The sequence below is a fragment of the Mesorhizobium sp. G2-6-1 genome, assembly GCF_055809095.1.
Genome location: NZ_CM147896.1, coordinates 370,328 through 384,780, shown reverse-complemented (window position 1 = coordinate 384,780; position 14,453 = coordinate 370,328). Strand labels below are relative to the sequence as shown.

15 protein-coding genes and 1 pseudogene are annotated in these 14,453 nt (G+C 56.7%); 14 read left to right on the top strand and 2 right to left on the bottom strand.

Annotated elements, in window-relative coordinates; genetic code table 11:
* The first annotated feature begins 83 nt into the window (after positions 1–83).
* Positions 84–563 (top strand): SsrA-binding protein SmpB, encoded by a 480-nt coding sequence (smpB, locus tag AC0L7S_RS01825; protein WP_473472808.1) that lies wholly within the window; start codon positions 84–86, stop codon positions 561–563.
* A gap of 48 nt (positions 564–611) precedes the next feature.
* Here smpB and AC0L7S_RS01820 read toward each other — a convergent pair whose 3' ends face one another.
* Both AC0L7S_RS01820 and AC0L7S_RS01815 read right to left on the bottom strand, forming a co-directional pair.
* Complete coding sequence (locus tag AC0L7S_RS01820) at positions 612–1,262, bottom strand: uracil-DNA glycosylase (RefSeq protein ID WP_473472807.1); 651 nt, start codon at positions 1,260–1,262, stop codon at positions 612–614.
* 11 nt (positions 1,263–1,273) lie between these two features.
* Positions 1,274–1,858 carry a LabA-like NYN domain-containing protein gene (locus tag AC0L7S_RS01815; protein ID WP_473472806.1) on the bottom strand — a complete coding sequence of 195 codons (585 nt, stop codon included), beginning with the start codon at positions 1,856–1,858 and terminating at the stop codon, positions 1,274–1,276.
* Positions 1,859–2,127: 269 nt separating this feature from the next.
* Between AC0L7S_RS01815 and rpoZ the strand changes: the two genes are divergently transcribed.
* The 13 genes and pseudogenes from rpoZ to AC0L7S_RS01750 all read left to right on the top strand — a co-directional run bounded on the left by rpoZ (position 2,128) and on the right by AC0L7S_RS01750 (position 14,310).
* The gene (gene rpoZ / locus AC0L7S_RS01810) at positions 2,128–2,523 is read left to right on the top strand and encodes a DNA-directed RNA polymerase subunit omega (protein ID WP_473472805.1); all 396 of its coding nucleotides are present in this window, start codon (positions 2,128–2,130) and stop codon (positions 2,521–2,523) included.
* A gap of 111 nt (positions 2,524–2,634) precedes the next feature.
* Positions 2,635–4,764: a RelA/SpoT family protein gene (locus AC0L7S_RS01805; protein WP_473472804.1), complete on the top strand. Its 2,130-nt coding sequence runs from the start codon at positions 2,635–2,637 to the stop codon at positions 4,762–4,764.
* Positions 4,680–4,862: an ACT domain-containing protein gene (locus AC0L7S_RS01800; protein ID WP_473474140.1), complete on the top strand. Its 183-nt coding sequence runs from the start codon at positions 4,680–4,682 to the stop codon at positions 4,860–4,862. Before AC0L7S_RS01805 ends, AC0L7S_RS01800 begins: the two co-directional genes overlap by 85 nt.
* 20 nt (positions 4,863–4,882) lie before the next feature.
* Entirely contained in the window at positions 4,883–5,461 is a 579-nt protein-coding gene (pyrE, locus tag AC0L7S_RS01795) for an orotate phosphoribosyltransferase (RefSeq protein ID WP_473472803.1), read from the top strand.
* 80 nt (positions 5,462–5,541) lie between these two features.
* Complete coding sequence (locus AC0L7S_RS01790; protein WP_473472802.1) at positions 5,542–6,108, top strand: DUF2062 domain-containing protein; 567 nt, start codon at positions 5,542–5,544, stop codon at positions 6,106–6,108.
* A complete protein-coding gene (acpS, locus tag AC0L7S_RS01785; protein WP_473472801.1) occupies positions 6,105–6,518 on the top strand; it encodes a holo-ACP synthase in 414 nt (137 codons plus the stop codon). The genes AC0L7S_RS01790 and acpS overlap by 4 nt, the downstream gene beginning before the upstream one ends.
* A gap of 78 nt (positions 6,519–6,596) precedes the next feature.
* On the top strand, positions 6,597–7,346 hold the full coding sequence (gene lepB, locus AC0L7S_RS01780) for a signal peptidase I (protein WP_473472800.1): 750 nt from the start codon (positions 6,597–6,599) through the stop codon (positions 7,344–7,346).
* Positions 7,347–7,349: 3 nt separating this feature from the next.
* Positions 7,350–8,075, top strand: a complete 726-nt coding sequence (gene rnc, locus AC0L7S_RS01775) for a ribonuclease III (RefSeq protein ID WP_473472799.1) — start codon at positions 7,350–7,352, stop codon at positions 8,073–8,075.
* Positions 8,072–9,006, top strand: a pseudogene (gene era, locus AC0L7S_RS01770) (GTPase Era). Before rnc ends, era begins: the two are co-directional and overlap by 4 nt.
* A gap of 151 nt (positions 9,007–9,157) precedes the next feature.
* Complete coding sequence (gene recO / locus AC0L7S_RS01765; protein ID WP_473474139.1) at positions 9,158–9,919, top strand: DNA repair protein RecO; 762 nt, start codon at positions 9,158–9,160, stop codon at positions 9,917–9,919.
* A 68-nt stretch (positions 9,920–9,987) separates the two neighbouring features.
* Complete coding sequence (locus tag AC0L7S_RS01760; protein WP_473472798.1) at positions 9,988–12,762, top strand: DUF2339 domain-containing protein; 2,775 nt, start codon at positions 9,988–9,990, stop codon at positions 12,760–12,762.
* A gap of 238 nt (positions 12,763–13,000) precedes the next feature.
* A complete protein-coding gene (locus AC0L7S_RS01755; protein WP_473472797.1) occupies positions 13,001–13,519 on the top strand; it encodes a sigma-70 family RNA polymerase sigma factor in 519 nt (172 codons plus the stop codon).
* Positions 13,516–14,310 carry an anti-sigma factor family protein gene (locus tag AC0L7S_RS01750; protein WP_473472796.1) on the top strand — a complete coding sequence of 265 codons (795 nt, stop codon included), beginning with the start codon at positions 13,516–13,518 and terminating at the stop codon, positions 14,308–14,310. The genes AC0L7S_RS01755 and AC0L7S_RS01750 overlap by 4 nt, the downstream gene beginning before the upstream one ends.
* The last annotated feature ends 143 nt before the right edge of the window (positions 14,311–14,453 follow it).

Sequence of the window (14,453 nt, the reverse complement as noted above, 5' to 3'; positions counted from 1 at the left end):
CAATTCCAGGAAAAGTGGGAACCGGTTTTCTGTCCGGAATTGCGTAAAACAAAGGACTAGGTGAGACATCCCACCTGAGCATCATGAACCAGGTCAGAAAAGCCGATCCGAATAGCAAGGTCGTTGCGGAAAATCGCAAAGCCCGCTTTTCCTATGAGATTCTCGATACACTCGAGACCGGATTGGTGCTGGCCGGTACCGAGGTGAAATCACTGCGCCAGGGCCAGGCCAACATTCAGGAATCCTATGCCTCGGTCGAGGATGGCGGCATATGGCTGATAAACTCCTATCTGCCGGAATATCTGCAAGCCAATCGTTTCAATCATGAACCGCGCCGCCGCCGCAAACTGCTGGTTGGCAAGCGTGAACTCGCTCGCCTGTCGCAAAGTGTGGACCGCGAAGGCATGACGCTCGTCCCGCTCAAAATCTATTTCAATGATCGGGGCAGGGCCAAGCTGCTGCTTGCCGTTGCCCGAGGCAAGAAACTGCACGACAAGCGCGAGACCGAGAAGAAGCGGGATTGGGCGCGCGAGAAGGGCCGTCTGTTGAAGGAACGCGGATAATGCATGTCGCCCAAAAGTGTGTAGCGGTTTTGGGGTAACGACCTGATTCTATTTGCTGAGAAATTCAGCCAGATTCTTGAAAACATTGACGAACATGTCTTCCGTCAAAACGCCTGTATTGGTGTTGTAGCGCGAGCAGTGGTAGCTGGAAAATAGCGTGATCTGACCGATTTCATGACGCCCCCCATGCTTGAAAGGATGTGCCGCGACACGGCCACCGAGTGCTCTTACGGTCGATTGATGCGCGATCGTGCCAAGCACCAGAACGGCGCGAAGGTTCTTGAAACGTGTGATGGTCGGGACCAGGAAAGTGCGGCACATAGAGATTTCAGCTCCCACCGGCTTGTTCTGCGGCGGAACGCAGCGCACGGCATTGACGATGGCCGTGCCGCGAAGCCGCAGGCCATCATCCGGGCGCGCCTTGAATTCACCTTGTGCAAATCCATGCGAAATCAACGTCGCATAGAGAAGATCGCCAGCGTAATCGCCGGTAAATGGTCGCCCGGTCCGGTTTGCACCGCGCAGACCGGGTGCCAGCCCGACAATCAGCAAGCGCACCGCGTCGTCACCTTCCGGCGGCAGGAAGGGCGGAACGGGTGCATTGAACCATGTCGGTTCTTTTTCCCGCCAACCGGCGATGAAGTCATGCAGGCGAGGGCACAGCGCACAATCGCGATCGGGTTCAAGAAACGGTTGCATGCTGGCGGTGCTCAGTAGTCATCCTCTTCATCAGGTTCAGCCGGATCGGTACGACGTAGCGGACGCTCCGAAGGTTCACGCCCAACTTCCTTTTTCAACGAGACAAGATCAATGAAATGATCGGCCTGACGGCGCAGGTCATCGGATATCATCGGCGGTTGCGAGGCGACGGTCGAGACAACCGAAACCTTGCGCCCGCGCCTTTGCAGCGCCTCGACCAGCGTGCGGAAATCACCATCGCCGGAAAAAATCACATAGTGATCGACAACATCGGCCAGTTCCAGGGCGTCCACCGCGAGTTCGATGTCCATATTGCCCTTGATCTTGCGCCGCCCGGCCGAGTCGGTGAATTCCTTGGCCGGCTTTGTCACCACCTTGAAACCATTATAGTCGAGCCAGTCGATCAGCGGGCGGATCGAGGAATATTCCTGATCTTCAACAAGGGCCGTGTAATAATAGGCCCGTAACAAGTAGCCGCGTTGCTGGAAATTCGACAACAGCTTGCGGTAGTCAATGTCAAATCCAAGCGAGCGTGATGTTGCGTAAAGATTGGCACCGTCAATGAAAAGAGCGATTTTTTCGCGCTGGTCGAACATCAACAATATCCTTCATCAAAATGGGGGACCGGTCAAAAAAAGCGGCATCGTGATACATGCGGGAAAACTGATCCGCTAGCCTTCATTGGAAGAAAAAGCGTCAGTTTCGTGGCATTGCAATGCGTCATGAAGAAAATTGGGTGGCAGTTTGCTGGCAGCTTTCGGTCGATGCCTGGGCACTTGTCGCATCGCGCTTGTAATTTTCTGGCGATCGGGTTATGGACCGCACCTGTTTTCCAACAAATCCTTCGCAATGAAAGGGGCGTTCCATGGCCCGCGTAACCGTTGAAGACTGTATTGACAAGGTCGACAACCGCTTTGAACTGGTCCTTCTGGCCGGTCATCGCGCCCGTCTGCTCAGCCAGGGCGCACAGATCACCATTGACCGCGACAACGACAAGAACCCGGTCGTGGCTCTGCGCGAGATCGCTGACGAGACATTGTCGCCTGGCGACCTCAAGGAAGATCTCATTCATTCCTTGCAAAAGCATGTCGAGGTTGACGAGCCTGAAGCAGAAGGCGATGCCGCCGATCAAGGTGACGTTACCTTGAGCACCGATGTTGACGCCCCCGAAGAGGCCATCACATTCGACCGCATGACCGAAGAAGATCTTCTGGCTGGCATTGAAGGTCTGGTTCCGCCGGAAAAAAGCGACGACTACTGATCGCTGGACGCCGCTTCGGTACTTCCGTCGCGGCGTGATCGTGGCTATTGATGACATGCACCGCACATCGTTGTGGTGCATGTTTTTTATTTCCGCTGCGAGAATACGTCCATGATGCGTCAGTATGAGCTTGTCGAGCGCGTTCAGCGTTACAAGCCAGACGTCAACGAAGCGCTTTTGAACAAGGCTTACGTGTACGCCATGCAAAAGCATGGCCATCAAAAACGCGCATCCGGCGATCCCTATTTTTCCCACCCGCTCGAAGTCGCCGCCATCTTGACCGACATGCATATGGACGAGGCGACAATCGCCGTCGCGCTTTTGCATGACACGATCGAGGATACGACCGCGACGCGCCCCGAGATCGACGAGTTGTTCGGTCCCGAAATGGGGAAACTGGTCGAAGGGCTGACCAAACTCAAGAAACTGGACCTTGTCTCGAAGAAAGCCGAACAGGCGGAAAACCTGCGCAAACTCTTGCTTGCGATTTCCGAGGATGTGCGGGTGCTCTTGGTCAAGCTTGCCGACCGCCTCCACAACATGCGCACATTATATCATGTTCCCGAAGCCAAGCGCTTGCGCATTGCCGAGGAAACAATGGAGATTTACGCGCCACTGGCCGGGCGCATGGGCATGCAGGGCATGCGCGAAGAACTGGAAGAAATCGCCTTCAGCTATATCAATCCTGAAGCCCACCGCATGGTCACGGAGCGGCTTCAGGAAATTTTCGAACGCAACAGGGGCGTCCTCGGCGAAATTGAGGATGCGCTATCAAGCCTGTTCGAGAAGCATGCCCTTGTGGCCGGTGTCACCAGCCGCCAGAAGAAGCCGTGGTCGATTTTTCGCAAGATGGAAGCAAAAGCGCTGTCATTCGAGCAGCTATCCGACATCTTCGGGTTTCGTGTTGTGGTGTCCTCCGTCGATGATTGTTATCGCGCGCTTGGCGCGATCCACACCACATGGTCCATGGTACCCGGCCGCTTCAAGGACTACATCTCGACCCCGAAACAGAACGATTATCGTTCGATCCATACCACTATCGTCGGTCCGTCGCGTCAGCGCGTGGAATTGCAGATCCGCACACTCGATATGAACAAGATTGCCGAGTACGGCGTGGCTGCACACTCGATCTACAAGGACACGGGTGGCAAGACGGGCACTTCCGCTACGACGATCTCCAAGGACACAAACGCTTATGCGTGGCTGCGCCGCACCATCGAACAGCTCGCGGACGGTGACAATCCCGAGGATTTCCTCGAAAACACCAAGCTGGAACTGTTTCAGGATCAGGTGTTCTGTTTTACGCCGAAAGGCATGTTGATTGCTTTGCCGCGCGGAGCAACGCCAATCGATTTTGCCTATGCGGTGCACACCGATGTCGGTGACAGTTGCGTCGGTGCCAAGGTCAATGGCCGCATCATGCCGTTGATGACCGAGTTGAAGAACGGCGACGAGGTCGACATCATCCGCTCCAAGGCACAGGTTCCACCTGCCGCCTGGGAATCCATGGTCGTCACCGGAAAGGCGCGTTCGGCCATTCGCCGCGCCACCAAGAACGCGATCCGAAAGCAATATTCGGGACTGGGAATGCGCATTCTGGAACGCGCATTCGAGCGAACCGGCAAGACTTTTGCCAAGGAAAGCCTCAAACCTGTTCTTCATCGCCTGGCGCGCAAGGATATCGAGGATGTTTTATCGTCGGTCGGGCGCGGCGAACTGTCTTCCGCCGACGTTATCAAGGCAGTTTTCCCCGACTATAAGGACGAGCGCGTTACGCCACCCGTTCCCAAGCAACGCGAGGAAGGCTGGTCGAGAATCCGCAATGCAGCCGGTATGCTGTTTCAGATACCGGGCCGGGCGCCGCGCCGCGGCAAATCCTTGCCGAAGGACGCCGGCGTTCCCATTCGCGGTGTGCGTAGTGATTTGCCTGTGCATTTTGCACCGGAAGGGGCGGTGCCTGGTGACCGTATCGTCGGCATCATGCAACCTGGCTCAGGCATCACCATATATCCTATTCAGTCGCCATCGCTGACGGCATTCGACGATCAACCTGAACGCTGGATAGATGTGCGTTGGGATATCGATGAAAACAACAAGGAAAGGTTTCCGCGCGCGTATCGGTTACCGCCATCAACGCCCCCGGCTCGCTTGCCGACATCGCACAGGTGGTTGCTTCCAATGACGCCAACATCCATACGCTATCCATGGTGCGTACAGCCCCCGACTTCACTGAAATGCTGATCGACCTTGAAGTCTGGGATTTGAAACACCTCAACCGGTTGCTTGGGCAACTGAAGGACAACACTAGCGTCAGCGACGCCCAGCGCGTCAACGGCTGAATTTATTAGGATTGCAAGATATGGACACGGCAGAGGTGCTGGATATTTTTCGCGATGCGGGTGCCATTCTCGAGGGGCATTTTATCCTGACATCCGGGATGAGAAGCCCGACATTTCTGCAAAAGGCGCGCGTTTTCATGCATGCCGACAAGACCGAGCGATTGTGCAAGGCATTGGCGGACAAGATCCGCGCTGATGTTCCCGGCCAGATCGACTATGTTGTAGGCCCCGCTATTGGTGGTTTGATCCCTGCCTATGAAACCTCGCGCCACCTCGGCGTGCCGGCAATCTGGGTTGAGCGCGAGCAGGGAACATTCAGGCTTCGGCGTTTTGAAATTGAAAAGGGTGCCCGTGTCGTCATTGTGGAAGACATTGTGACGACGGGCTTGTCGATCCGGGAAACCATCGACTGCTTGCGTGAAATTGGCGCTGATGTTCGCGCCGCCGCTTGCATTGTTGATCGCTCGGCCGGCAAGGTCGATGTCGGCGTGCCGTTGGTTTCACTCGCGCAATATGAAGTTCCGGCGTATCCTGCTGATAAATTACCGCCTGAACTGGCCGCAATTCCGGCAGTTAAGCCGGGAAGTCGTAGCATATGAACAGCCCGTGCGTGACCGAGCGTAAACGAGTTGAGCAAAGATAGATCTGAATGCTGTTCAAACGAAGGAAATCGGAGAACTTGTGGCAGCGCGCCCGCGTTTGGCTGTGGCCGCGCCGCTCGTTTACCCGTTCTGTGCAATATTTCCTGAAGCGAATACTGCGGCTCAAGGCGACACCACATGCGGTCGCCGCCGGTGTGGCGGCTGGTATTTTCGCTTCGTTTTTTCCACTTGGCGTTCATTTCATCATAGCGGCAATCGTTTCCTGGCTTATTGCGGGAAACCTCGTTGCCGCGATTTTGGCCACAGCATTCGGCAATCCGCTTACATTTCCCGTGTTGTGGGGCGCTTCCTACGAAACCGGCAAGCTGATCTTGCGTCAGCACCCTGAATCGGGAGCAACCTCGGCCCATCTCGGCACGATGCTGCAAGATTTGAGTTTGGCGCAATTGTGGGACCCGGTTTTGAAACCGATGGCCATTGGCGCGGTTCCTGTTGGCCTCCTGTTCGGTCTGATAGCTTATGGCGTCACGCGCTGGGGCATGACTACCTTTCAGGAACAAAAGCGAAAAAGGCTCGCCCTAAAGGCAAAACGCGACAATGTGCCTTTCGGCCCAAGTAACCACATCGGTCCTGCGTCACGATGATTATCGGCATCGGCAGTGACCTGATTGATATTCGCCGTATCGGGCGGTCACTGGAGCGCTATGGCGAGCGCTTCATCCAGCGAATTTATACAGATATTGAACAAGTGCGTTCAGAAGGTCGCAGGCAGCGCAGCGCGTCTTATGCCAAACGCTTCGCTGCCAAGGAAGCGTGCTCGAAAGCCTTGGGAACCGGGCTTTCCCAAGGTGTTTTCTGGCGCGATATGGGCGTCGCAAACCTTCCCGGAGGCAAGCCGACAATGGCGCTTACAGGCGGCGCTGCTGCACGCCTCGAAAAAATACTGCCCAAAGGATGCAAAGCGGTCATTCACCTGACCATCACAGATGATTTCCCGCTCGCTCAAGCCTTTGTGATCATCGAGGCGTTGACCGCCGAAGAAGCGCCACATTGATTGGGTCACTCCGCAGCCGTTGGCGTTGCCCCGCGAGCGCTGAGACTCTATACACACCTGCGAAGAATCGAGGACGACATGAGCGTGGCTGACAAATCCGAGAAAAAATCCGGCGGACTTGGCGAAACCGTCAGCGTCATCGTTCAGGCATTGGCACTGGCTCTGGTCATCCGTACGCTTTTGTTCCAGCCCTTCTCCATTCCGTCAGGTTCGATGCGGCCCACGCTCCTTGAAGGTGACTATCTCTTCGTCACCAAATGGGCATATGGCTATTCACGTTATTCGCTTCCCTTCTCCCCAAACATATTTTCGGGCCGCATCTGGGGCTCTGAACCAAAACGCGGCGATGTCGTGGTCTTCAAATTCCCGCCAAATCCGTCAATAGACTACATCAAGCGCCTGATCGGCCTGCCGGGTGATCATATCCAGATGAAGGGCGGTCAGGTTTTCATCAATGGCGTCGGCGTACCGCGCGAGAAGGTTGGCGAGATCAACAATCCCGACATCACGGAGGTAAACCGGCCGGTCGATGTCTACCGCGAGACGCTGCCAGACGGCGCGTCCTACGATACACTTGACCTCACGCAGAACGGGATCGGCGATGACACGCGCGAATTTGACGTGCCAGCCGGACATTATTTCATGATGGGTGACAATCGCGACAATTCGAGCGACAGCCGTTTCACTGTCGGTTTTGTGCCTTACGAGAACCTGGTTGGACGCGCCAACATCATTTTCTTCTCGATAGCCGATGAAGCCAGCCCGCTTGAAATTTGGAAATGGCCGACGGCGCTGCGCATCGGGCGGCTGCTCCATTTCATCAACTAGTCGATGGCAAAGACAAAGCGCTTGACCGCCGATGCGCTCGCAGCCGAACTGCGGGAACGTACCGGGCATGCCTTTGGCGACGAGCAGCGGTTACAGCGCGCCTTGACCCATGCCAGCGCCCGCAGCGCGCATGCGGGCATAGACTATGAGCGGTTCGAATTTTTGGGCGACAGGGTTCTTGGCCTCGTCATAGCCGACATGCTTCTGGCTGCATTTCCTCAGGCTGTCGAAGGCGAACTCTCGCTAAGGCTCAACGCCCTCGTCAACGCCGAAGCGCTTTCGGAGATTGCTGAGGAGATTGGTCTTCCCGAATTGATCCGCGCCGGTAGTGACGTGCGAAACCTTGCCCAACGCAAGCGGGTCAATCTGCGCGCCGACGCATTGGAATCTCTGATTGCGGTCCTCTATCTCGATGGTGGACTGGAAGCGGCCCGTGCCTTCATTCACCGCTATTGGCTACCACGCTCGCAGGCTATGGCTACGGCGCGCCGCGACCCAAAGACCGAATTGCAGGAATGGGCGCATCAGGCGGCGGCTGCAATGCCTGCCTACAAGATCGAAGATCGTGAGGGGCCAGATCATGACCCGCTGTTTACAGTCAGCGTCTCGGTTGGCGCTTTTGAAGTTGCCCTTGGCAAAGGCCGGTCAAAACGCGAAGCCGAGCAGGCCGCCGCGACTGTACTTTTGGTGCGTGAAGGTGTCTGGTCAAGTGATGGGAACGCAAAATGACAGACGATGAAGGCGTTTCTGCCGCAGATGAGGCCAGTGCTGTAACACATTCCGGCTTCGTTGCGCTGATCGGCGCGCCCAATGCGGGAAAATCGACGTTGGTCAACCAACTCGTCGGTACAAAAGTGTCGATAGTCACCCATAAAGTTCAAACAACACGCGCACTGGTGCGCGGCATTGCCACGCATGGCGCGGCGCAAATCGTCCTCGTCGATACGCCGGGTATTTTCAAGCCTCGCCGGCGTCTGGACACGGCGATGGTGACGACGGCTTGGGGCGGAGCCAAGGACGCCGATATCGTTCTTGTGCTGATTGATGCCGAACGTGGCATCAGGGGCGACGCCGACGCCATTCTTGAGCGGTTGAAGGATGTACGCCAGCCGATGGTCTTGATCCTCAACAAGGTTGACCGGGTAAAGCCCGACACCCTGCTGGAATTGACCAAGGCCGCCAATGAACGCGTCAATTTCCAGCGCACCTTCATGGTTTCGGCTCTGAATGGTTCCGGTTGCAAGGATTTGCTCGATTGTATGGCGCAAACGCTACCGGCAGGGCCCTGGTACTATCCGGAAGATCAGATTTCGGACTTGCCGATGCGCCAGCTAGCCGCCGAAATCACACGCGAAAAACTCTTTTTGCGCCTGCATCAGGAGTTGCCCTATTCCTCCCACGTCGAAACCGAAAGGTGGGAAGAAAAGAAAGATGGTTCGGTGCGCATCGAGCAGGTCATTTATGTCGAGCGCGATAGCCAGAAAAAATCGTACTCGGCCACAAGGGCGAGACGATCCGCGCTATAGGCGAGGCATCCCGTAAGGAAATCGGTGCCATTCTTGAACAGAAAGCGCATTTGTTCCTGTTCGTGAAAGTGCGCGAGAACTGGGGCAATGACCCTGAACGTTACCGCGAGATGGGGTTGAATTTCCCGATCTAGATTTTCGCCTGAACACCACAAAAATCAACGAAAGCACGCTGCATGAATCCCTATAGACGCGCTATGCTTTAGGCGTGCATTGTTCAGGTGTTTGTCACGAAGCGTGGCACATCATCTTGATTTTGTCGCCGAAGCCGTCAACAGTCCGATCATGGAATGGCGCGACGAGGGAATCATTCTCGGCACTCGTAAGCATGGCGAAACCAGCGCCATCCTCGAAGTGATGACCCGCACTCATGGCCGTCATCTCGGCCTCGTGCGCGGCGGTCGTTCGCGCAAGCAGCAGCCGGTTTTGCAGGTAGGAAACCGCGTCGAACTCATGTGGCGGGCACGCCTTGATGAACATCTCGGCACCTATCAGGCCGAAGCGATGGAAATGAATGCGGCAAGATTGATGGACAGCGCCATTGCCATCTATGCAATGCAGCTATTGGCCGCTCATCTGCGCCTGTTGCCCGAGCGTGATGCCCATGAAGAATTATTCGAGACGCTGGCCGCGATAATCGGTCATCTCGACGATAGCGATGCTGCCGGTGAACTGGTTGCCCGTTTCGAATTGCTGGTGCTGGACAGTCTGGGGTTCGGCCTCGACCTCGCCCGATGTGCGGCAACCGGTACGAAGGATGATCTTGCCTATGTCTCCCCGAAATCCGGTCGGGCTGTATCGCGCGCCGCAGGTACGCCCTGGCATGACAAGATGCTGCCTCTCCCGGCTTTTCTAGGGCGCGGTTCCGGTCTTCGTGCCGATCCTGCCGCATTGGAGGATGCCTTCCGGCTGACCGGTTTCTTCTTTGCGCGCCATGTCTATGAACCGCGTGGCATTGAGGCACCGGGCTCACGCACTGGTTTCCTTGCAGCACTTCGCAAGCATTTTGCCGCCCGGCAGGCGTTAGCAGACGAGACGGCTGCATGAGCGCCCGATTTTCAAGACTCAAACCAGCTCAAAATGTCGGCTTCTGATTGTGATCCAAGGACGCTTTGATGTTCTCTAGTCTGATTGGTTTTATTGCAGTCATTGCGTTGTTCGTGATCACGACAAAGCAGCAAAGGCGGCTTAATCGCGTCGAAGCCGAACTCGATGAACTGCGCGCACTTGGTGGCGAAGGCATTGTCGCCAGAGACGATCAGGCGCAAACCCCAACCGCAGAAACAGAAGAGACACCAACCATAGCGGACACTCAGATCGCCGCTCAGGTTGCGCCGGACGCCGAAAATTTGGCCGCCGCGCCTGAAAGCGATGCCGGATCGACAGGCGAGCAATCAGGGCAGGGTGATCCCGGACCTTGGGGCACGCTTGCGCCTGCTGCTGTTGCTGCGCAAACGGCACAACCGGTCGAGGAAACTGCCGAGGCTGGAAAACGCGACATCGAAACCGCGCTCGGCACCCGCTGGGCGGTCTGGGTCGGCGGCATTGCACTTGCGTTCGGGGGGCTGTTCCTCGTGCGCTATTCCATCGAATCCGGCATTTTCGGGCCGGGCGTGCGGTTGACGATGGCCGCGATCCTCGGTCTGGTCATGGCAGGCGGCGGTGAATTCATTCGCCGCACTGGTTTCAATGTCCCCATGAAAGGTATCGCCGGGGCCTACATACCGGCAATTCTGACCGCCGCCGCCGCTTTTACCCTGTTTGGTACGGTCTATGCCGCGCACGGTGTCTACGGCTTTATCGGGCCAACCTTTGCCTTTGTGCTGATGGGGCTCATTGGCGTTGGAACGATTGCGGCCGCTCTTGTCCACGGACAGGCATTGGCGGGCATCGGCCTGCTCGGTGCGCTGGCGACACCGATGCTGGTCGCCTCACAAGCCCCTAATCCTTGGGCGCTGTTCGGCTATCTGGCAATCGTGCTTGCCGCCACCGGGGCGATTGCACGAATACGCAGATGGTCATTCCTGATGAGCGCAGCTTTCGTCGGAACGGGTCTATGGACATTGCTCTATGCCGCCAGCGGAACAGGGCTAACCATGGCAGCGATCCTTTTTATCTGCGCTGTGATGTTGGCGGTCCTGGTCTTCCTGTGGCTTCCACATCTGCCAAGTCAGGACGTTGCAAACACGGACATGGCAGGCGATGCCGCAACCAGCAGAAAGATTGACTGGCCATCCATTGCGCCAGCCTTCTTTTTAGCCCTGTCGGCCTTGGTGCTGTTTGAAATCCCCGGATTTATCACAGTGGAAGGCGCAGTGAGCGCGACAATCATCATTGTCGCCATGATCGCAGGGGCCGCCTACCGCTCGCAGGCTCTGGCTCTGCTGCATGCCGCAGGCATTGTGACAGCGCTGGTCTTTTTGCACATGATGCCGGTGCATTTGCTTTGGCTCGATCTGTCGGGAACATATCTGACGATAGATAGCCTTGCATTGGCGCAAGCGACCGGCATCATGCAATGGATTGGCGCGGGTCTTGGTCTTGTGTTCGCTATAACAGGCTTCTGGTCGGCCCGTCGTCATGTGGCGTCCGGTTCGTTTCAATCTGCATCCTGGGCGTTTTGGGCCGTTGCCTTGCCGCTGGTTGTTTTGACAAGCGTGTGGGTCACATTCGGCAATATCGATCGCGATCTCACTTACGCTGCAATCGCGGCAATCCTGCTTGTGTGCTTCGTGGCCGGGGCGGAATGGCTCGCTCGAGCCGAAGCTCTCCCACTGACAGGCGGCGGCTCTACCTCTTTTTCCCTTCTTGGCGCATCGGTAGCCGCGCTGCTTGTGCTGCATATGGCATTCGGTTCGGGGTTCACCACGGTGCTGCTTGGAGCCGCCGCAATCGTTCCGGCATTGGCGACCCGCTGGCGCAGCTATCCGGTTCTCGGTTGGCTTTCTTGTGGTGCGGTGGTCGCCGTCATCTGCCGTATCGCTTTCGATCCGACTATCGTGGGAGCCGAGGTCCTCTCCACGACACCGGTCTTCAATTGGCTTTTGGCAGGTTACGGCATTCCCGCTCTCGCATTCGGCTTTGCAGCCTGGCAATTGGCGCGCACGACCAACGGTCGCCCTAGGCTGATCATGGAGGCGGCCGCAGCCCTTTTTGCCCTGCTCACACTGGCAATGCTGGTGCGCCACGCCATGCATGGCGGCGTCATCGACACCGGCGCGCCGACATTGGCGGAGCAGGCGATTTACACGTTGATCGCAATTGGTGCGGGCGCAATCCTCATCGCCATCGACATGCGCTCACCAAGTTTGGTGCTGCGCTATGGCTCAATGGCGGCGGGCGTGGTGTCGTTCCTGTTCATCGTCTCGCAGCATTTCCTGTTACTGAACCCGCTGTTTACCGATGAATCGACCGGGGGCATACCGGTCTTCAATCTGCTGTTTCTGGCTTATTTGCTACCGGCTTTGGCCGCTGGCGCATTAGCTGTCTATGCGCGTGGTAAGAGGCCGGGATGGTATACGGCAATGCTGGCGCTGGTCGCTTCGCTGCTCGCTTTCGCCTATGCCACGCTTTCTGTCCGGCGTCTTTTCAAGGGTGAGTTCATCGGCTGGTGGAGCGGCATGGAGCAACTGGAAACCTACAGCTATTCCGCGCTTTGGCTGGCAATGGGGGTTGTCTTGCTGGCCGCTGGCGTATGGATGAAGTCTCAAGTGCTGCGCATTGCTTCCGCCGCTCTCATCGCAATTGCCGTGCTCAAGGTCTTCTTGTTCGACATGTCCGAACTCGAAGGTGTCTTGCGAGCATTTTCCTTCATCGGACTTGGCGTTGTCCTGATCGGCATCGGGCTGTTCTATCAACGCTTGCTAACCAGAGCTGCCAGGGCGGGATAAGGAAAAGTGGCTCCCGGTTTTCCACCCGCATCCCGTTCTTGATCATCGTGATCTGGCAAGATCGGCTGAGCGCGAGGTAATTCGCGTATTTTCCACTGTCTGGAATAATTCAGGCGGCTGATGCGTTTTTATAGTGCTTGGGTGATCGAGGTGTTGGACTGCCTCGCGGGTGGCTTGCGCTGAGAGGCAATGCAGCGTTCAATCGGCATCCAACAGGTGTGGTGTTCGACAGGCGGTCATGGACGGCAAAAAGGTTGCGATTCTTGGTGAAATACCGCGTTTGCGTCGCTACGCACGCGCCTTGCTGCGCGACCGGGATGCCGCTGACGATCTGGTTCAGGACTGCCTTGAGCGTGCGCTGAACCGTCTTGATAACTGGCAAACCGGAGAAAGCCCCAGGAGGTGGCTGTTTACGATCATGCATCATCTCTTCATCGACCAGTTGCGCAAAACGGATCGTCGAGGCGAAGCGGCAATGCTTTCGCTCGATACCAACGAGGCTTTGTCCGCCCCTGCCGAGCAATTGGAAACGATAGCCTCACGCGAGATTGTCAACGCCTTGCAGGCAATCAGTGCCGATAGGCGTGCGGCTTTGATTATGGTCGCCATAGAAGGTTTTTCCTACGCCGAGGCCGCCAATATTCTTGGCGTCCCGGCCGGCACGCTCATGTCGCGCATTTCGCGCGGTCGCGAGGATTTGAGAGCCTTGCTCGACGACACCGCGCGGCGACGCACGATAAGGGTCGTCGAGAAATGACAAAACGCGACTTTACAGAACTCGACCTGCACATGGCACTCGACAACGAGTTGCCGGGTGAAGACGGTGTTGCTTTTGAGGCCTGGCTCGAAGCCAATCCCGATATGCAGGCAAAAAACACCCGCTATATTGCCGATCAGGCAGCACTTCGTGGTGCGTTGGCTCTCGTTCTCGATGAACCGGTTCCAGCGCGCCTTCACAAGCTCGTCACGGGCGAGGCATCGCAAGAGGCGGCGCGTTCCAGATCACGCTGGTGGCTTGCTGTTGCGGCTTCTATCGCGCTTCTAACCATTGGCGGAGCGGGTGGCTATATCGCCGCTGTTTCTGGCCTCAATCATGACGAAGCATCTGATGATCAGTTGGCCGAAGAAGCCATTGCCGCCCATATCATCTACGCGGCTGAAAAACGCCACGCGGTGGAAGTGCCTGCCAGTGACAAGGATCATCTGCAAAAATGGCTGTCCAATCGCGTCGGGCTTAAACTCGTGACGCCAGACCTCACCGCAGATGGCTTCCAGCTTGTTGGTGGAAGATTGTTGCCCGCAGGCACAAACAACGCGGCCATGCTGCTCTACGAAGATGAGAGTGGCAATCGAATTTCCGTTTTCATCACGGCGGAATCGTCGCGCAAGACGGCTGGCGTTTACAATCAGGCGGCTGGCGGGCCAAGCGCCGTTTATTGGCTGGACAAGGGCTATGGCTGCGCTGTCGTTGGCACGCTGCCCGCGGATCGCCTCAACGAGGTCGCCAAGAGAGCCTACCAGCAATTGGCGTCCACTCTCTGGAGTTGAGATGTGTGAGTTGCGAATGCATTGAAAAATGTCTGGCAGCCGGCCTCCAAAACACTGCGATTTCATTGCTTCTCAATTCGATTGACCATCATTGATTCAAGCCACAATTCGGCCCCAATCGAAGCGCGATAGCGCTTTGACAT

Coding starts and splice junctions, on each gene's coding strand:
- smpB (WP_473472808.1), top strand. CDS start 84: ATGAACCAGGTCAGAAAAGCCGATCCGAATAGCAAGGTCGTTGCGGAA.
- AC0L7S_RS01760 (WP_473472798.1), top strand. CDS start 9,988: ATGTTCTCTAGTCTGATTGGTTTTATTGCAGTCATTGCGTTGTTCGTG.
- AC0L7S_RS01750 (WP_473472796.1), top strand. CDS start 13,516: ATGACAAAACGCGACTTTACAGAACTCGACCTGCACATGGCACTCGAC.
- AC0L7S_RS01805 (WP_473472804.1), top strand. CDS start 2,635: ATGATGCGTCAGTATGAGCTTGTCGAGCGCGTTCAGCGTTACAAGCCA.
- AC0L7S_RS01755 (WP_473472797.1), top strand. CDS start 13,001: ATGGACGGCAAAAAGGTTGCGATTCTTGGTGAAATACCGCGTTTGCGT.
- rpoZ (WP_473472805.1), top strand. CDS start 2,128: ATGGCCCGCGTAACCGTTGAAGACTGTATTGACAAGGTCGACAACCGC.
- acpS (WP_473472801.1), top strand. CDS start 6,105: ATGATTATCGGCATCGGCAGTGACCTGATTGATATTCGCCGTATCGGG.
- rnc (WP_473472799.1), top strand. CDS start 7,350: ATGGCAAAGACAAAGCGCTTGACCGCCGATGCGCTCGCAGCCGAACTG.
- AC0L7S_RS01815 (WP_473472806.1), bottom strand. CDS start 1,858: ATGTTCGACCAGCGCGAAAAAATCGCTCTTTTCATTGACGGTGCCAAT.
- lepB (WP_473472800.1), top strand. CDS start 6,597: ATGAGCGTGGCTGACAAATCCGAGAAAAAATCCGGCGGACTTGGCGAA.
- AC0L7S_RS01820 (WP_473472807.1), bottom strand. CDS start 1,262: ATGCAACCGTTTCTTGAACCCGATCGCGATTGTGCGCTGTGCCCTCGC.
- recO (WP_473474139.1), top strand. CDS start 9,158: ATGGAATGGCGCGACGAGGGAATCATTCTCGGCACTCGTAAGCATGGC.
- pyrE (WP_473472803.1), top strand. CDS start 4,883: ATGGACACGGCAGAGGTGCTGGATATTTTTCGCGATGCGGGTGCCATT.